At 62.0% G+C, this 17,978-nt stretch carries 16 protein-coding genes and 1 other RNA gene; 10 read left to right on the top strand and 7 right to left on the bottom strand.

The features are described 5' to 3' along the window. Window positions 1-273: 273 nt before the first annotated feature. Both CUJ84_RS14620 and CUJ84_RS14615 read left to right on the top strand, forming a co-directional pair. Window positions 274-1,272: a flagellin gene (locus CUJ84_RS14620; RefSeq protein ID WP_105006742.1), complete on the top strand. Its 999-nt coding sequence runs from the start codon at window positions 274-276 to the stop codon at window positions 1,270-1,272. Window positions 1,273-1,547: 275 nt separating this feature from the next. Beyond that, window positions 1,548-2,213: an OmpA family lipoprotein gene (locus CUJ84_RS14615; RefSeq protein ID WP_012758248.1), complete on the top strand. Its 666-nt coding sequence runs from the start codon at window positions 1,548-1,550 to the stop codon at window positions 2,211-2,213. A 49-nt stretch (window positions 2,214-2,262) separates the two neighbouring features. On the opposite strand, the gene CUJ84_RS14610 is transcribed toward CUJ84_RS14615, so the two are convergent. Beyond that, window positions 2,263-2,670: a DUF2000 family protein gene (locus tag CUJ84_RS14610; RefSeq protein ID WP_105006741.1), complete on the bottom strand. Its 408-nt coding sequence runs from the start codon at window positions 2,668-2,670 to the stop codon at window positions 2,263-2,265. Between the two features lie 45 nt (window positions 2,671-2,715). On the opposite strand from CUJ84_RS14610, the gene CUJ84_RS14605 reads away from it, so the two are divergent. Then, the gene (locus tag CUJ84_RS14605) at window positions 2,716-3,630 is read left to right on the top strand and encodes an AraC family transcriptional regulator (RefSeq protein WP_105006740.1); all 915 of its coding nucleotides are present in this window, start codon (window positions 2,716-2,718) and stop codon (window positions 3,628-3,630) included. 59 nt (window positions 3,631-3,689) lie between these two features. On the opposite strand, the gene CUJ84_RS14600 is transcribed toward CUJ84_RS14605, so the two are convergent. Continuing rightward, window positions 3,690-4,784 carry an AbrB family transcriptional regulator gene (locus tag CUJ84_RS14600; RefSeq protein ID WP_105006739.1) on the bottom strand — a complete coding sequence of 365 codons (1,095 nt, stop codon included), beginning with the start codon at window positions 4,782-4,784 and terminating at the stop codon, window positions 3,690-3,692. A 252-nt stretch (window positions 4,785-5,036) separates the two neighbouring features. Next, the gene (locus tag CUJ84_RS14595; RefSeq protein ID WP_105006738.1) at window positions 5,037-5,939 is read right to left on the bottom strand and encodes a LysR family transcriptional regulator; all 903 of its coding nucleotides are present in this window, start codon (window positions 5,937-5,939) and stop codon (window positions 5,037-5,039) included. Window positions 5,940-6,031: 92 nt separating this feature from the next. On the opposite strand from CUJ84_RS14595, the gene CUJ84_RS14590 reads away from it, so the two are divergent. From CUJ84_RS14590 to CUJ84_RS14580, 3 genes are all read left to right on the top strand, one after another. After that, window positions 6,032-7,066 (top strand): aldo/keto reductase, encoded by a 1,035-nt coding sequence (locus CUJ84_RS14590; protein ID WP_105006737.1) that lies wholly within the window; start codon window positions 6,032-6,034, stop codon window positions 7,064-7,066. A gap of 162 nt (window positions 7,067-7,228) precedes the next feature. Further along, window positions 7,229-8,641 (top strand): FAD-binding oxidoreductase, encoded by a 1,413-nt coding sequence (locus tag CUJ84_RS14585; RefSeq protein WP_105006736.1) that lies wholly within the window; start codon window positions 7,229-7,231, stop codon window positions 8,639-8,641. Window positions 8,642-8,843: 202 nt separating this feature from the next. Next, a complete protein-coding gene (locus CUJ84_RS14580) occupies window positions 8,844-12,554 on the top strand; it encodes an AsmA family protein (RefSeq protein WP_105006735.1) in 3,711 nt (1,236 codons plus the stop codon). A gap of 105 nt (window positions 12,555-12,659) precedes the next feature. On the opposite strand, the gene CUJ84_RS14575 is transcribed toward CUJ84_RS14580, so the two are convergent. From CUJ84_RS14575 to ssrA, 4 genes are all read right to left on the bottom strand, one after another. Next, the gene (locus CUJ84_RS14575; RefSeq protein WP_105006734.1) at window positions 12,660-12,884 is read right to left on the bottom strand and encodes a ribbon-helix-helix domain-containing protein; all 225 of its coding nucleotides are present in this window, start codon (window positions 12,882-12,884) and stop codon (window positions 12,660-12,662) included. Between the two features lie 151 nt (window positions 12,885-13,035). Further along, a complete protein-coding gene (locus CUJ84_RS14570) occupies window positions 13,036-13,230 on the bottom strand; it encodes a DUF4169 family protein (protein ID WP_027683783.1) in 195 nt (64 codons plus the stop codon). 50 nt (window positions 13,231-13,280) lie between these two features. Continuing rightward, complete coding sequence (locus CUJ84_RS14565; protein WP_003541317.1) at window positions 13,281-13,796, bottom strand: SspB family protein; 516 nt, start codon at window positions 13,794-13,796, stop codon at window positions 13,281-13,283. Between the two features lie 127 nt (window positions 13,797-13,923). Further along, window positions 13,924-14,286: a transfer-messenger RNA gene (gene ssrA, locus CUJ84_RS14560) on the bottom strand. Window positions 14,287-14,397: 111 nt separating this feature from the next. Between ssrA and CUJ84_RS14555 the strand changes: the two genes are divergently transcribed. The 4 genes from CUJ84_RS14555 to hflC all read left to right on the top strand — a co-directional run bounded on the left by CUJ84_RS14555 (window position 14,398) and on the right by hflC (window position 17,915). Then, window positions 14,398-15,192: a thymidylate synthase gene (locus tag CUJ84_RS14555; protein WP_105006733.1), complete on the top strand. Its 795-nt coding sequence runs from the start codon at window positions 14,398-14,400 to the stop codon at window positions 15,190-15,192. A gap of 13 nt (window positions 15,193-15,205) precedes the next feature. Continuing rightward, window positions 15,206-15,724, top strand: coding sequence for a dihydrofolate reductase (locus CUJ84_RS14550; RefSeq protein ID WP_105006732.1), 519 nt, complete (start codon window positions 15,206-15,208; stop codon window positions 15,722-15,724). A 148-nt stretch (window positions 15,725-15,872) separates the two neighbouring features. Next, window positions 15,873-16,955 (top strand): FtsH protease activity modulator HflK, encoded by a 1,083-nt coding sequence (gene hflK, locus CUJ84_RS14545; protein WP_003560923.1) that lies wholly within the window; start codon window positions 15,873-15,875, stop codon window positions 16,953-16,955. Window positions 16,956-16,958: 3 nt separating this feature from the next. After that, window positions 16,959-17,915 carry a protease modulator HflC gene (hflC, locus tag CUJ84_RS14540; protein ID WP_105006731.1) on the top strand — a complete coding sequence of 319 codons (957 nt, stop codon included), beginning with the start codon at window positions 16,959-16,961 and terminating at the stop codon, window positions 17,913-17,915. Window positions 17,916-17,978 lie beyond the last annotated feature (63 nt).

Raw genomic sequence — 17,978 nt, 5'->3', positions numbered from 1 at the left:
CGTTCTTTGCGCGTCTGAAAAGACGCGCGGCGCTGTAATCCGGTGGCGTTTCTCTTGGTGTATGAAACCTTGCGAAATAAGCTAAATTACTTCTGAAGTTTAGCCGTTTGTTAAGCATAAACGGCAATGATTGTTATCAGTAACCGACTGGTCTTCTTCGTTTCTTGGAGGCCGCAACGCGCTGGAATTCCAGCGACCCCGGACATGAGAGTCCGCGCGGACGGTTCATTTTTGTACAGTTTGCGTCTGTTGTGTTTTTGGAGTCTAGTTCCTGTGAGTATTTATCAGCGCGTTTCCGTAGACGCGGCGCTTCATGTGCTGCGCGATATCAATCGGAACATGGCCGTCACGCAAAACCACATTACCACCGGCATGCGTGTCGCAGAGGCCAGAGACAATTCCGTCTACTGGTCGATCGCCACCACTGCGCGAACCGACAATAAGGCGGTTTCGGCAATCCAGGATGCGCTCGGCATGGCCGCGGCGACGATGGGTACGGCCTATACCGGCGTCCAGAACGTCATCGACGTCGTCTCGGAGATCAAAGCCAAGCTGGTTGCAGCGACCGAAGACGGGGTCGACAAGAACAAGGTCAACGAAGAGATCAAGCAGTTGCAGGAGCAGTTGCGCAGTGTCTCCGAGGCGGCGACCTTCAATAGCGACAACTGGGTGGTTCTCAACAACGACGCGACGCCGACGCAGCCGCGCCAGATCCCGGCCTCCTTCATCCGCAACGCCGACGGCACGATCTCGGTCGGCATGCTGAGCTACCATATCGACACGACGCCGACCGGGAGCACGTCCTCCAAGGACGCGCGCTACCTGATCGACGATCGCGCCACCGGTTCCGGCGAATACGGTGTGCTGACATCGGCCTATTTCGCCACCGAGCTCGGCTCCTCGCAGGACTATGTGCTGATGCAGAGCAAGAACGGCACGACCACTGGGCAGGTGGTGATTTCGCTCTCGGCCGGCACGACGAAAGGACAGGTCAGCGAAATGATCAGCGTCGTCGATGCAGCGCTGACGCAGCTGACGACGGTCGGTTCGGCCTTTGGCGCACTGGAAAAGCGCATCAACCTGCAGAACGACTTCGCCACCAAACTGCATGACAACATCACCGCCGGCATCGGACGGCTTGTCGATGCCGACATGGAGGAAGAGTCCAGCAAGCTTAGGGCGCTGCAGACGCAGCAGCAGCTCGGCCTGCGATCGCTGAACATCGCCAACGCAACTTACGACACCGTGCGGCAGCTCTTCCAGAATTTCTAAGAGTGCGATCACCCAGCCATGCGCCCTCGTGGTTCGAGACGGCCCTTTCGGCCTCCTGACCATGAGGGCGGATTGTCGCGCTGGCCGCAGAGGCTATCGTTCTGCCATACCGTCGCGCAAGGCGCACTACTCGCTAAAACTGGTGATATCTGCGCATTCCCGCAACATCGCTTCTGTTTCGGCGCCTGAAATTCCCCTATCAAGGGAACATCTTCATTTTCTTGCCGCAATCCTTGCCATTTGCTCGGATCAGTCGAACGGAGACCGTCCTGTCCATGATCAAGAAATTCGTACTTCTAGCTATTGCCGCAAGCTATCTCAGCGCCTGCACGACGACCGATCCCTATACCGGTGAACAGAAGGTTTCCAATACGGCCGGCGGCGCCGCGCTTGGCGCCCTCGGCGGCGCGCTCGTCGGCGTGGCTGTCGGCGGCGGCGGCCACGGCAAGCGCAATGCGGCGTTGATCGGTGCGGGCGTTGGGGCTCTCGCCGGCGGTGCGATCGGCAATTACATGGACCAGCAGGAATCCGAGCTTCGCGCCCAGCTCGAAGGCACCGGCATTTCGGTGACCCGCAACGGCGACAACATCATCCTCAACATGCCCTCGAACATCACCTTCGACGTCGACCAGGACGCGGTGAAGCCGGGCTTCTATCCGACGCTGAATTCGGTGGCGATCGTGCTGCGCAAGTTCAACCGCACGCTAATCGACGTCAACGGCCATACGGATTCAACCGGCAGCCTGCAGCACAATCAGGATCTGTCGCAGCGCCGCGCGCTGTCGGTTGCCGATTATCTCGGCGGCCAGGGCATCGACCAGCGCCGCGTCTCCGCGGTCGGTTTCGGCCCGTCGCAACCCGTCGCATCCAATGCGAGCGAGGCCGGCCGCGCGCAGAACCGCCGCGTCGAGATCCAGATCGCACCGATCACGCAGGGCTGAACCCGATTGTCTGCCTTTGAAGAGGCCGGGCTTAGCCCGGCCGTTTTTGTTAATGCTGCATCGTCGCGCCCTTGGTGATCTTATCGACGATCTTCTTTTCGGCGCGCAGCGCAATGCCGACCACCTTGGCATCTTCGGGCGCAAATTCGGCGAAGACGGCGCGGTTGGCCGCGTCGTGGCCGGTCGCAAACATCTCCTCGATGAACAACGAACTGGTGATATCGCGCTCCAGCGCCCGGTGATGAACGGCTGATATGGTCGCCTCGTCGGCGGAGAGCACGATGATCGGCTGGATCGATAGCGGATTGTAGAGATTACCGGCGCGGTCCCGATAGGCTTCGCCGATGATCTCCGGATGTCGGCCGGCGATGCCTGTCATCAGGAAGGCGGTGACGTTCAGCTTCTGCCAGCCGGCAAGATTGTTTCGCAGGACGACGGCAATTTTGGTATCAAACATGAGACGGTCTTTCACCTATTTACGGGTTATGGAGTATCGGGCGCGTTGAACCAGGATTTACATCCGCAGGTCTTCGAAGGTCTTGAACGTTTGTGCGCGGGACCAACCGGCAACGCCATCCTGGCTGCGCCGGCCTTTCCCGGCATCGAGCGCATCGAGGCGCAGTTCTCAGGCAATGCCTTCGAGCCGCACCGACACGATACCTATGCACTCGGCGTGACTCTGAAGGGGGTTCAGACCTTCCGCTATCGCGGCGAGCGGCGCTTCAGCATGCCGGGGCAGGTGATCGTGCTGCATCCCGATGAGGAGCATGACGGCGGGGCGGGGACCGAGGACGGGCTGCAGTACCGCATGCTCTATCTGGAGCCGTCGCTGCTTCTTGAATGCCTGGAAGCGGATGGCGTCGGCCTGCCTTTTGTCGATGAACCCGTTATCGGCGATCCCGCGCTGGCGGGCGTGCTGCTGGCAGCACTCGGCGAACTCGACCGCGAACTGGACGAGCTTTTCGTCGACGATTTCGTATCGCGAGTGACCGGCGGGCTGTCGCGGCATGCGCGTATGCCGCGCCGGCCGCTCGGCGGTATCGCCTGGCGGCAGGCGCAGACGGCGCGAGATTATCTTGAGGCGCATGCGACCCGGGCAGTGCATTCTCTAGAGCTGGAAGCGGTAACGGGGCTCGACCGTTTCGCGCTGTCGCGGCATTTCCGGGCGGCCTTCGCCACCAGCCCGCATCGCTACCTGCTGATGCGGCGGCTGCAGCGGGCGCGGGCGATGATCGGCGCGGGCGAGGGGATTTCCGATGTGGCGGCGGCGACCGGCTTTGCCGATCAGAGTCATCTCAACCGCCATTTCAAGAAGGCCTACGGCATGACCCCCGGCCAATGGGCAGCGCTCGCGCATAACTCGGCGCCGCGCTCTAAAGCGCCTCACGTCAATCCGGATTCATGCAACGCGCTTTAAGTCTTTGATTTACGCATGTCGTTATCCCAAGACCGCATCGCACTTTTGGGCGACATGCATCAGGCGGGATTTTCCGCAAGGCCGGAACGGCGCGCGATGAAACGGGCGAGCATCGGGCCGATCATCAGGATCACCAGGAAGCGGCCGGTCTGCATCGCCATGACGAAGGGCACGTCGACATCGCTGGAGGCGGCGATGATAGCGACGGAATCGGCGCCCCCGGGGCTGGTGGCGAGATAGGCGGTCAGCGGATCTATGCCGGCGAAGACGTGAAGGGCCACCGCCATACAGCCGCAGAGCGCCATCAGCAGCACGATGCAGGCCGATACCCTCGGCAGGGCGCGCGCCACGTGCTTGAGGATCGAGCGGGTGAAACGCAGGCCGATGCTCCAGCCGACCAGCGCATAGGCGATGGCGAGCAGCCACATCGGCAGCTCGATCTTCAGGAGGCCCATGCCCTGCAGCAAGGCGCCGAGAAAGAGCGGCACGATGATCGTGCCGCCCTGGAGGCGCAGGCGCCAAACGCCATAGGCACAAAAGACCGCAAAAGCCATCGTCGCTGCAAAGGCCGGCCAGTCAATCTCGGGAAAGAGGACAAGCGGCGGCGGCTCGGTGCCGTCGGCTGCCACCCACAGGCGCGAGATCACCGAGGCGCCGACGGCGACGAAGACGACGCGCAGATACTGCATGAAGGCGACGAGACGGCCATCGGCGCCATAGGCTTCCGACATGATGACCATGGCGGAGGCGCCGCCCGGCGAGGAGCCCCAGACTGCGGTCGTGCCCGGCAGCACCTGCCAGCGCGTCAGCAGCCAGCCGAGGCCGGTGGCGATGGCGATGACCGAGAAGATGAACAGCAGGAAGAGCGGCGCGTCCTTCGCCATGGTGCCGAGAATGTCAGGGGTGATGGTGCGCGCCATCATCAGGCCGACGAGGACCTGGCCGACCTGCAGCGGCCAGAACGGCACGCGAAGCTTTCCCTTGCCGACAGTCAGCGCCAGTGCGATTGCCGCGACCATCGGTCCGATCAGCAGCGAGGCCGGCAGGGCGAAGAGCTGGAGGAAGACGACGAGAGCAGTGGAAAGCGCGAGCAGCAGCGCCCATTTCGGCAGGCCGGCATCCCGCAGCAGGCGGCTTGCGTCGCTGAATGACATGATCCCCGTGTCTTTCCTGGCCGGCGCCAAGCCCTGAGGCTGAAGATGGGAGGGGCTCCGGCATGACGAAGAAAGGCCGGCTACAAGAGCCGGCTGGCGCGGGTCCGGTATAGGCGGGTGGAAGACGGGCGGTCAATTGCGAAATCTGACTTCCCAGCGCCCTGGAATGCGAATTTGATTCATGCGGCCGCTCTAAGCCATTGTTTTGTATGTCTCCCTCCGAAGCCGCTGCACGGTTTGGGCGGGGTATCGTCAGAAACGCACATGGCTGGCAAGAAAATCAAGCAGGGCGCGTACACGCGCCGGCAGTAGGCCGCCCTGGCCCATATAGAGGGCGTAAAACTCCTCGAGATCGCCGGGATTGGCCTCTTCGAGCACCGGCACCAGGCGCCCGGCTTCGATATCGGGGCGCACGGTGAAGGCGGCAAGGCGGGCAAGGCCGGCGCCTGATAAAGCGAGGTGGCGCATCGCCTCGCCGTCTCCCACCTGCACGCCGGGGGTGATCGGGATCATCAGCGTTTCGCCGTCCTCGCGCAGCGGCCAGCCCTCTACGGCGCGGGCGTAGGAAAAGCCGATGCGGCAATGGCGGCGGAGATCGGCGGTCGAGCGTGGTTCGCCGTGGCGCGATAGATAATCCGGCGACGCGACGATGATCCTGCTGGTGGCGCCAAGCTTGCGGGCGATCAGGCTGGAATTCTTCAACGGGCCGGCGCGGATCGCGACATCGGCGCGTTCTTCCATCAGGTCGACTATCCTGTCGGTATGGGAAATATCCAGTGTCACGGCCGGATGAAGCGCCATGAAGGCAGGCACGAGCGGCGCCAGCACATGGTTGCCGAAGGAGCCGCTGGTGTTGATGCGGATGCGGCCTGAGGCCTGTTCGCCTGTCGAGACCTGACGTTCAGCCTCGGCGATATCGGCAAGGATGGCGATGCTGCGCTCGTAGAAGGCGCAGCCTTCCGGCGTCAGTTGCAGCCTGCGGGTCGAACGGTTGACGAGGCGGGCGCCGAGGCGGGTCTCCAGCCGGGCGACGAGCTTGCTGACAGCCGACGGCGTCATGCGCCGGGCCGTGGCGGCCGCGGAAAAGCCACCGCGCTCGACGACGCTGACAAAGACTTCCATTTCGCCGGAGCGATTGATGTCCTGACGGCTCATGATGAATTTAAGTCACAGATGATTTGCTTTTAGGCAATCTATATCATCGGGCGACCGAGGTCTATCTGATAGGAAATACAGGAGACAGATCCATGGACTACAGAAATCTCGGTGCCTCCGGCCTCAGAGTATCGGTCTTGAGCTTCGGCGCGGGCACATTCGGCGGCAGCGGGCCGCTGTTCGGCGCCTGGGGCAATACCGATGCCGAGGAAGCGCGGCGGCTTGTCGATATCTGCCTCGAAGCCGGCGTCAATCTCTTCGACACGGCCGACGTCTATTCGGCCGGCGCTTCCGAGGAGGTGCTCGGCCAGGCGATCCGAGGCCGGCGAGACGCTGTGCTGATCTCGACGAAGACGGCGCTGCCAATGGGCGAGGGGCCGCAGGACTGGGGAACGTCGCGGGCGCGGCTGATCCGCGCGACCGAGGATGCGCTGCGCCGGCTCGGGACCGACTATATCGACCTCTTGCAGCTTCACGCCTTCGATGCCTCGACGCCGGTCGAGGAGGTGCTGTCGACGCTCGACGGGCTCGTCGCTGCAGGCAAGATCCGTTATGTCGGCGTTTCCAATTTTGCCGGCTGGGAACTGATGAAGTCGCTTGCCGCCGCCGAGCGCTGGGGCTATCCGCGTTATGTCGCCCATCAGGTCTATTATTCGCTGGCGGGGCGAGACTACGAATGGGAGTTGATGCCGCTTGGTGCCGACCAGGGTGTGGGAGCCCTCGTCTGGAGCCCACTTGCCTGGGGCCGGCTGACCGGCAAGATCCGCCGCGGCCAGCCGCTGCCCAAGGCAAGCCGGCTGCACGAGACGGCGCAATACGGCCCGCCTGTCGACGACGAGAAACTATTCGACATCGTCGAGCTTCTGGATGCCATCGCATTGGAAACCGGCCGGACGGTGCCGCAGATCGCCATCAACTGGCTGCTCGGCCGGCCGACGGTATCGAGCGTCATCATCGGCGCCCGCAATGAGGAACAGCTCAGGCAGAACCTCGACGCGAGCGGCTGGAGCCTGTCGAAGGAGCAGATCGAAAGGCTCGACGCGGTCAGCACTGTCACTGCGCCCTATCCCTATTTTCCCTATCGGCGGCAGGAGGGTTTTGCGCGGCTCAATCCGCCGATTGTCTGAGGTGCGAGGGCGGCGGATCTGGCTATAGCCACCGGCCTATAACAAAAGGGGAATGAAATCTTCTGCCAATCTTAACTGGACAGCCGCTTTGACTTGCCGCATACCCAGCCTGAGCTGCGGAACACGATATGGTTTCTGCGGAATGGCAGGGAGATCAAAGGGATGGCGCTGAAGGACGCGAAGGCGGGCACACGCAACGAGGCCGGAATTGCCGCGGTGCTTGGTATTCTCAAGCAGAGCTTCGGCGAACGTTTTCAGACCGGCCAGTCCTTCCGCGAACAGCATGCCCATACGACCACTTACATCCCGCCGCAGCTGCCGGACGGTGTGCTCTTCGCCGAGAGCGCCGAGGACGTGAAGGTAGCGGTCAGGGTGTGTGCGACCCACAAGGTGCCGGTGATCGGCTTCGGTGTCGGCACCTCGCTGGAGGGCCAGGTCAATGCCGCCAATGGCGGTATTTCGATCGATTTCAGCCGCATGAACCGGGTGCTCGAGGTCAATCCCGAAGATCTCGACTGCACCGTCGAACCGGGTGTGACACGCGAGGCGCTGAACATCCACTTGCGCGATACCGGCCTGTTCTTCCCGATCGATCCCGGCGCCAACGCCTCGATCGGCGGCATGGCCTCGACGCGGGCCTCCGGCACCAATGCGGTGCGCTACGGAACGATGAAGGACAATGTGCTTGCCGTCACCGCGGTCACCGCCAATGGCGAGGAGATCCGCACGGCCCGGCGCGCCCGCAAATCCTCGGCGGGCTACGACCTGACGCGGCTCTTCGTCGGCGCCGAGGGCACGCTCGGCATCCTGACTTCGGTGACGCTGCGCTTGCAGGCGATTCCGCAGAAGATCGCCGGAGGGGCCTGTGCCTTTCCAAGCATCAAGGCCGCTTGCGATGCCGTCATCATGACGATCCAGATGGGCATTCCGGTGGCGCGCATCGAGCTGCTCGATACGGTGCAGATGCGGGCCTGCAACGCCTATTCCAAGCTCTCATATGCCGAAAGCCCGACGCTGTTCCTCGAATTCCACGGCACCGACGAGACGGTGCCGTTGCAATCGGCAGCCTTTGCCGAGATCGCGGCGGAATGCGGCGGCGGCGAATTCCTGTGGACGGCCAATGCCGAGGATCGGACGAAGCTCTGGAAGGCGCGCCACGACGCCTATTGGGCCGCAAGGGCGCTGGCGCCTGGGCTTGCCGCACTTTCGACCGATGTTTGTGTTCCGATATCGAGGCTCGCCGATTGTGTTTCCGAAACGCAGGCGGATATCGAGGAGCACGGGCTGTTGGGGCCGATCGTCGGCCATGCCGGCGACGGGAACTTCCATGTGCTGCTGTTGTTCGACGACAGGAGTGCCGAAGACATCGCCAGGGCTGAGAGCTTCGTGCAGCGACTCAACCAGCGGGCGCTCGACCTGGACGGGACATGCACCGGCGAACACGGGATCGGGCAAGGCAAGATGGCGTTTCTGGAACAGGAGCTCGGCGGCGCGGTGGATCTGATGCGACAGGTGAAACAGGCGCTCGATCCAGACGATATCTTCAATCCCGGCAAGATTTTCCACCATGGCTGAAAACGGAATATTCTCATGAACTTGGGCCTTGCCCCCGGCATGAATAGCGCTAGAACAGGATGATGTTGCGCCGGCTCAACCTGAAATCTGAATCCTGTTCTCAAATAAAGAGTTAGAGCATGATGTCGTCCGAAAACCGCTCACACTTTTCGGCATCATGCTCTAGTGTCGGCAACAGAATCCCGAATGGAGACGCTTTGCATTGGTAGGCCGGTTCCTCGTCTTTCTGGGGGGAGTGATCGTCGTAGTGCTGTTTGTGGCGCTGCTTGCGCCGCTGTTCATCGACTGGACGGATTTCCGCAAGAATTTCGAGGATCAGGCAAGCCGCATCATTGGCAAGAAAGTCACGGTCTACGGCACGGTGGATGCGCGCCTGCTGCCGTTTCCATCGGTGACGCTGCATGACGTGCGCGTCGGCCAGGAAGCTGACGGTACGCCGATCGTCAAGGTCGAGCAGTTCTCCATGGATGCTGAGCTCGCACCATTCCTGTCGGGTGAAGCGCTGATCTTCGACATGCGCATCGTCAATCCGAAGGTGCGCTTGAGATTGCTGAAGGACGGCACGCTCGACTGGATGCGCGGCAGCCGCGCGGAAATACCGGCAAGGACAGTCGTACTCGAAAACGTCCATGTCAGCGGCGGCGAGGTCGAATTCATCGACGACCAGTCGGGCCGCTCGCGTCGTATCACCGGCCTCAATGCGGAAATGTCGGCAAAGTCGCTGGCCGGCCCCTGGCGCATCGAGGGCGACGCTGCGCTTGACGGCGAGCATGGCGGCTTCTCGATCTCGAGCAGCCAGCCGGACGAGAAGGGCGTGCTGCGCATGCGCACGAGGCTTTCGCCGGACGAGCATCCCGTCAGCGTCGATCTCGACGGTGAGTTGAAGCTCGTCGACAGCAAGCCGAATTATCAAGGCCAGCTTTCGGCAGCGATCGAGACCCGCAACAGCGCCAAGCCCGCCAACAAAAAAGAGCAGCCGCCGCGCGTCAAGGGCCGCTTCGAGCTCACCAATGAACGCATCCGCATTCCCGAATACCGGATGGAGATCGGCCCGACGGACGATCCCTATGTCATAACCGGCGAGGCGACGCTCGATACCGGCAATGCGCCGGAGTTCCTGTTGACCGCCGATGGGCAGCAGATCGACGTCAACCGCATCGGCAACCAGGGCTCGGCGGGCAAGACGACACGGGATCCCGCTGTTTCGGCGCGCCAACGGCTGAATTCGCTGATCGATGTCGTCCGGCAGGTGCCGATCCCGCAGGTGCCGGGCAAGGCGAGCGTCAAACTGCCGGCGATCGTCGCCGGCGATACGACGCTGCGCGACGTGCAGCTGGAGCTCGAACCGGCCGGCACTGGCTGGATGATCGATAGCGCCACCGGCACGCTGCCGGGGCGCACGCAGGTGGAAGGCAAGGGCAAGCTGCTGCTTCAGGGCGAAGCTTCGTTTAATGGCCAGATCGTGGTGGCCTCCAGCCAGCCGACGGGGCTTGCCTCCTGGCTTGCCGGCTCGGTCGATCCGGCCATCCGGCAATTGCGGCAGGCGGGCTTTTCCGCCAATGTCAGCCTGACGCACGAATTGCAGCGTTTTGAAAATCTCGAGATTGCCATCGGACCGGCGACGCTGAAGGGTCGGCTGGAGCGCCAGGCGATCTCCGGCCAGACGCCGACGTTGTCGGTGGCGCTGAACGGCGATACGCTCGATCTGGACGCGCTGCAGGCGCTGAGCGGGCTCATGACCGGCCCGGATGCCGGCGATAACGTGCTCGACCACAAGATCGCTGCCCAGCTCAAGGCCGATAAGTTCACGGCCTTCGGCGTCGACGCCGAGAATGTCGAGACCACCTTTACGATTGCCGATGGGGCGCTTGCCGTCGACCGGCTGTCGATCAAGAATATCGCAGGCGCAGAGCTGACGGCGACGGGTAGGGCGGAAGGCTCGTTGCTCGACTACAAGGGCGCGGGTGAAATCACCTTCAAATCGGCCGACCCCGGCGGCTTCTTTACCATGCTGCGCGAGCACCTACCGCATCACCCGGTGCTTGACCGGCTGGTGCGCAATGCTGGGTGGTACGGCAATACGGCGCTTCGCGGCGCGCTGACGCTCGGCGGCGACGAGGGCAACGCGCTGACGGTGACGCTTGCCGGTGTCTCGAACGGCAGCCGCGTCAATCTCGATTACCGCATGTCCGATCTCTTGGCGCTGACCGGCAACGGCACGACGAGCCTTGAGGCGACGCTCGAAAATGCCGTGCCGTCCATCCTGTTCGGCCAGGCTGGACTCGATCCGCTGCCAGTCGATGTCGGGGCCAACGGCCGCCTGACGCTGAAGGTGAAGGTATCGGGCAATGATCCCGCCGATGCGGCGCTGAGCTTTGCAACCGACCGGACCTCGTTCACCGCCAACGGCAAGGTCGATGTCCGGCCGGAGACCTTTATGAACGGTCAGATCGCGCTTTCGCTCGACAGTGCCGATATCGACCCCTATCTCATCATGAACGGCATCGCCCTGCCGCAGACCGGAACCGGGCTGCCGTTCGGCCTGCAGGTCAATGCCGCCGTCGATAGCGACAAGATCGCCTTTTCGGATCTCAAGGGCCATGCGGCCGACAACGAATTTTCAGGCGCGTTGAGCTTCGACCGGAAAGCTGCGAAGACGACCGCGAGCGGCGGGCTGACGCTCTCCAAGGCCGATGCCGGCTGGCTCGGCGAGGCGGTGTTCGGCCAGATCGTCGATCCCGCCAACGGTCAGCTGACGACGGCGCCGCTGGGGCTGCCCATCTTCAAGGATCTCGACGTCAACGTGAAGCTGACGGCCAAGGAGTTCTGGCCCGGCCTGCCGGAAACGGCGGTGTCCGACTTCACCAGCAACGTCGCCTACAAGGGCGACGAGCTGCAGCTTAACGACATGGCGGGCAACTGGGACGGCGGAAAGCTTTCCGGCAACCTGCTCTTCACCAATGCCAACGGCACGGGTTTCCTGCAGACGAAGCTTGCGCTTGCCGATTCCGATCTTTCCGGCGTCGTCTGGCTGCGCGACGGTGCGCCGATCGCCAACGGCAAGTTCGGATTGTCGCTGTCGATGGAGGCCTCGGGCAAGACGATCGGCGAGATCGCCAGCTCGCTCAATGGTTCGGGCGAACTGAGGCTTGGCGATACCAGCATACGCGGGCTGAACCTTGCCATCCTTCCGCCGCTGCTTGCCGCGACCGATACGATGCAGGAGCAGATCAATGCCGGCAAGGTGCACCCGATCATTGAGACGCTGCTCAGCAACGGCGAGGCGAAGCTGCCGCCGCTCGGCGTCCCCTTCAACATCGCTGACGGGACGCTGAGGGTGCAGAATGTCACCGTCGCCAACGATCTCGCCCGCATCACCGCCGATGCGCAGATCGCGCTGCCGGAAGAGCGGGTCAGCGCGACCCTGGGTGTCGGGTTCAATCCGGGCAGCGAAGCGCTTTCCGGCGCCGAGCCGGCGCTCAAGCTGAATTTTTCCGGCATGCTGCCGTCACCCGGCAAGACGATGGATGTGACCGATATCACCAGCTATCTGTCGCTGCGCGCTTTTGAGCGCGAGCGCCGGCGGGTCGAACGGCTGCAGGCGATTGTGCTCGAAAAACAGCGGCTGCGCCGCGAGGTGGCGCTCTACCGGTTCAACGACGCCGAGCGCATCAAGGCGGCCGAGCTCGAGAAACAACGGCAGGCGGAGGAAGCGCGGCTGCGTGCACTGGCGCAGCAAGCAGCCGCTGAGAAAGCTGTTGCCGAGGCAGAGGCTGCACGCGCGGCGGAAGCCAAAGCGAAGGCGGATGCGCAGGCGAGGGCTGCCGCCGAGGCGGAAGCGGCACGGCGCAGCGGGCAAGCACAGCCGGGTCCGCTCAATTTCGACCAGTTGCCGGGCGTTCAGGCGCAGTGAGATTGCATAGAATTTGATTCATGCAAGGCGCTTCAGATCTTTGTTTTCATTGACTTTGCGTCCCAAATCGCCCCGCGGATTTGTGAAACATGCATCAGGCCCGGGTCACGGCCGGCGGTCGCCGCCGGCCTTCAGCCAGGAAAGCACATGCAAGCGCAGCGCCGAGGACAGGTTGCTATCCGGCGGGCGGTGGTCGTCGATTTCGGAGATCAGGGCGGCGAGTGGTATCGAACGGCCTGCGGCAATCATCTTCAGCTCGGCCCAGAACTCGTCTTCAAGCGAGAAACTGGTGCGATGACCGTGCAATGTCGCCGAATGCTTGCGGATCATGGAGCGCCTTCACATCCCGGTTAGAGCGCCGCGAGGACGCGCTCAGGACATTGTGTCAAATCATGCGTGGATTGGCAGATCGATTCAGGGAAACCGCGCAAGTGGCTGATCGCAGAATCCATTCCGGCATTTCAAGCTTTGCGTGAAACCCTCACGCGCCGTCGTCATCGGTCTCGATCCGGCCGTCGCGATGGGCCTTCTCGGCCTTGTCGTTCAGGCTGCGGGTCAGTTGCTTTTCGGCCTTGGCGCGGCCGAAGGAGATGCGGTTCTGTTCGGCCTGCTTTTCCTTTTCGGAGCGAGCCTGCTTCTTGCGGAACTGGCGCAGATTGATGATTTCGGCGCTCATGCGTTTGCCTGAATTCCCTATGAAAAAGGGAGGCTCGGCCTCCCTTCAAATCACTGTTTCTTGCGGAAGGAGTCGAGCGACACGACGGAGCCCGGTTTTTTCTCCTCGCCGTCGGCGGGTTTTGCGCCCGCGGCGTCATCGGGCTTTCCAGCCGCATCCACCGGATAGGCGGTGATTTCACCGGACGGCAATTCCTCGCCATCGGCGAGCGGCACGTCGAATTCGAGCTCGAAGTTGACGGAGGGATCGTAGAAGCCGCGGATCGCATTGAATGGGATGACCAGCTTTTCCGGAACGTCTGAGAAGGAAAGACCGATCTCGAAATGCGTCTCGGTGATCTTCATGTCCCAGAACTGGTGCTGGATGACGATAGTCATCTGCTCGGGGTATTTCGACTTCAGGTGCTGGGAGATGCGCACGCCGGTCGCGCCCGTGAGGAAGGTGATGAAGAAGTGATGATCACCGGGCAGGCGGCCCGTGGCTGCGACTTCCGCCAATACCTTGCGGATGACGCCGCGAAGTGCATCCTGTGCCAGAATGTCGTAGCGGATATGATCCTGCCCCATGCTTTTCCTGTCTTTCGTCGGTTCGGAGTCTTTTCACAAGGTTGTATGCCACGTCCGGGCGCCTTGGGAAAGACCGGAGCCGAGTCACGTTTTTAAGCAGCATACATGATTTCGGCGGCAGGGAGAAGGTGAAGGCTTCTGTTGCCAGGTGCCTTCGGACCCCGCCTAGAGGTGCGAACCACTAGGACTTTGATTGAAGTGTCACACCGCGATTAAGCAGCGAGACGAGCTTCCGCATAGTTGTCGTTTGCAACTACAATTTTAGCCCGATAACGGCGGTACAATGCCGAGCAAAAAGACGATCTTTACACCCTTGTCGATCCTGTTTCGCCCCCATCAAAAGCCGGCCTTCGAGACCGCCGGTTTTTGGTGGAGGCGCCGGGTACCGCCCCCGGGTCCAATAGGTTTATTACACCGCTCATTTATCGCCATAGCCGGCCCGAAAGCCGGCATGGGTGATATAGTGGTTTCCTCGGCCCAAGGAAAGGGCAAACGTCATAAAAGCGTTATGCGACCCATCAGAAACATTAGGAAAATGCCCGGCGGTGATTGGTTTCCCGCTGTCGAAGGTTTAAATTAGCCAAAACGGAATCAGCGCGACATGAAGCAATATCTCGATCTCTTGAATCATGTGATGGAAAAGGGCTCCGACCGGGGCGACCGCACCGGCACCGGCACACGCTCGGTCTTCGGCTACCAGATGCGCTTCGACCTGGAAGAGGGCTTCCCCGTCCTCACCACGAAGAAGCTGCATCTGCGCTCGATCATCCACGAGCTTCTCTGGTTCCTGAAGGGCGAGACGAATATCCGCTATCTCAAGGAGAACGGCGTTTCGATCTGGGACGAATGGGCCGATGAAAACGGCGATCTCGGGCCCGTTTACGGCGCTCAGTGGCGCTCATGGCCAGCGCCCGACGGCGGCCATATCGACCAGATCGCCAATCTCGTCAAAGGCATCGTCAATAATCCGAATTCGCGCCGCCACATCGTCTCGGCCTGGAATCCGGCCGAAGTGGACGAAATGGCGCTGCCGCCCTGCCATTGCCTGTTCCAGTTCTATGTGGCTGATGGCAAGCTTTCCTGCCAGCTCTACCAGCGCTCGGCCGATATCTTCCTCGGCGTGCCGTTCAATATCGCTTCCTACGCGCTACTGACGATGATGGTGGCACAGGTGACCGGACTGAAGCCTGGCGATTTCGTCCACACGCTCGGCGACGCCCATCTCTATCACAACCATTTCGACCAAGCGAAGCTGCAGCTTGCGCGCCGGCCGAAGCCGCTGCCGTTCATGCGCATCAGTCCTGAGGTGAAGGACATTTTCGGCTTCACCTTCGACGATTTCGAGCTGATCGGCTACGAGGCCGATGCCAGCATCAAGGCGCCGATCGCCGTCTGATCCAGGATATTCCATGGCCGAGATCCGCAGGACCATTATCGCCGCCGTTGCTCGCAACGGCATTATCGGCCGTGACGGTGACATGCCGTGGCGGCTTTCGAGCGATCTCAAACGCTTCAAGGCGCTGACATTGGGCAAGCCTGTGGTGATGGGCCGCAAGACCTACGATTCGATCGGCAAGCCGCTGCCGGGACGGCCGAACGTCGTCATCTCGCGGCAGGCGGCGATAGACCATCCTGATGTCTCCATGGCCCATTCGCTGCCCGAGGCGATGACGGCAGTCGACAGGCTGGCGCTCGAAACCGGCGTCGACGAGATCTGCATTATCGGCGGCGGGCAGGTCTATGTCCAGGCGATCGGCCTTGCCGACCGGATGTGCATCACGCATGTCGAGGCCGATCTCGACGGAGACGCGGCGTTTCCCGCGATCGATCCCGATATCTGGCAGGCGGGGGAGGCGATCGCGGTTCCGGCCGGCGAAAAGGACAGCTATCCCACGCGTTTCGTCGTCTACGAACGCCGTCACGCCTGAAAATGAACTATTTTCCAATTAAATTGACCAAGTTTCTCACGCTGCGTTGAAAGCCGATGCGGCGATACCTATAACGGTCACCAACGCGTCCGCCGGTCAGCCCCCACGGTTTCGGATGCGTCGAGACTTAACGAACAACGAGGTTTTGATGCCCTGGAGCAATCAGAATGGCGGCGGCGGCCCTTGGGGCGGCGGCGGCGGTAATAATCAGGGACCATGGGGACAGGGGCCGAACCGGCCGCGCGGTGGCGGCGGCAAGGGCGGACCGCCTGATCTGGAAGATATCATCCGGCGCGGCCAGGACCAACTGCGCAACATCATTCCCGGCGGCTTCAATGGCGGCGTGGCAGTGATCGTCGCGGCGATCGTCGCCGTCTTCTGGCTGATCCAGTGCATCTATGTCGTGCAGCCGGACGAACGCGGCGTCGAACTGCGGTTCGGCAAGCCGAAGGACGAGATTTCGATGCCGGGCCTGCATTTCCACCTGTGGCCGATGGAGACCGTGGAGACGGTCAAGGTGACCGTACAGCAATTGAACATCGGGGCGACTTCGGCATCGTCTTCGAACGGCCTGATGCTGTCCAGCGACAAGAGCGTTATCAACGTGCAGTTCGCTGTCTTCTACACCGTCAGCGATCCGAAGGCCTATCTCTTCAACGTCGAAAATCCGGCAGAGACGCTGCAGCAGGTTTCCGACAGTGCGATGCGTGAAATCGTCGGCCGGCGTCCGGCGCAGGACGCCTTCCGCAGCAATCGCCAGCCGATCGAAGTGGATGTGCTCAATATCCTGCAGGACACGATGAACCGCTACGGCGCGGGCGTGACCGTCACCGGCGTGACGATCCAGAACGTGGCGCCGCCGCGGGAAGTCGCCGATGCTTTCGAAGAAGTGCAGCGTGCCGGCCGTGACCGCGATAGCACGATCGAAGAGGCCAATCGCTATACCAACCAGAAGCTCGGCCAGGCGCGAGGCGATGCGGCGCGAATCCGTGAAGATGCAGCCGCCTACAAGGACCGTGTCGTGAAGGAAGCGGAAGGTGAAGCGCAGCGGTTCACGGCGATCAACGACGAATATTCCAAGGCGCCCGACGTGACCCGCAAGCGGTTGTACCTGGAAACGATGGAGCAGGTGCTGAAGAATTCCCGGAAGGTCATCATCGACGAGAAGCAGGGCGTCCTGCCCTATCTGCCGCTCAATGAGCTCGGCAAACCGGCGCAGCAGGGAGGTTGAGTCATGACATCGAACAGACTTCCCATCATTCTTCTCATCCTCGCCATCGTTTTGGTCGGGCTCTATTCGTCCATCTTCGTGGTGAATGCACGTGAGCAGGCCATTGTCGTCCGTTTCGGCCAGATCCAGTCGGTCAAGACCGAGCCTGGCATTTATTTCAAGCTGCCCTTCGGCTTCATGGATGCCGACCGCGTTCAGCTGGTCGAAAAGCAGGCGCTGAGGCTCGATCTCGACAATATCCGGGTTCAGGTCCAGGACGGCCAGACCTTCGACGTCGATGCCTTCGTGATCTACAACATCTCGGATGTCCGCCGTTTCCGCGAAACGGTATCGGGCGATCGCGAAGCTGCGGAAGCGCGGTTGAGAGCGCAGCTCGATTCATCGCTTCGCCGCGTCTACGGTCTGCGTGACTACAATGCGGCGCTCTCGGAAGAGCGTGTCGCGATGATGCTGGAGATTCGCGACGATCTGCGCACAGATGCCGAAAATCTCGGCCTGCATATAGACGACGTTCGCATCCGCCGCACAGACCTTTCGCCGGAGGTTGCGCCGAACACCTATAATGCCATGCGTTCGGAACGCCTTGCCGAGGCCGAGCGCATCCGTGCCGAGGGTAATGAGGAAGGCCAGAGGCGCCGAGCCGTCGCCGACCGTCAGGTTGTCGAGCTCACCGCAGGCGCGCAGCGCGATGCGGAAATCCTTCGAGGCCAGGGCGATGCGGAACGTAACCGCGTCTTCGCCGAGGTCTTCAGCAAGGATCCAGCCTTCTTCGAGTTCTACCGCTCGATGGCGGCCTATTCCTCCGCTCTCTCGTCGCAGGACACGACGCTGGTGCTGTCGCCGAATTCGGAATTTTTCCGCTATTTCGACAATGCCGCCGGCACCCTGCATCCGTCGCCAGCAAGCCCGGCAGTACCGGCTCCGGCAGCGCCTGGGGCACCTGCCCAGCCGACGAATTGAAGTAGGGGATACCCCCGATAATACTGAAAGGGCCGGCCCGAGTGCCGGCCCTTTTTTCGTGGA

Origin of the sequence: Rhizobium leguminosarum (assembly GCF_002953715.1) — a bacterium.
Lineage (GTDB): Bacteria > Pseudomonadota > Alphaproteobacteria > Rhizobiales > Rhizobiaceae > Rhizobium > Rhizobium leguminosarum_V.
This window is presented reverse-complemented; position numbering and strand designations above follow the sequence as displayed.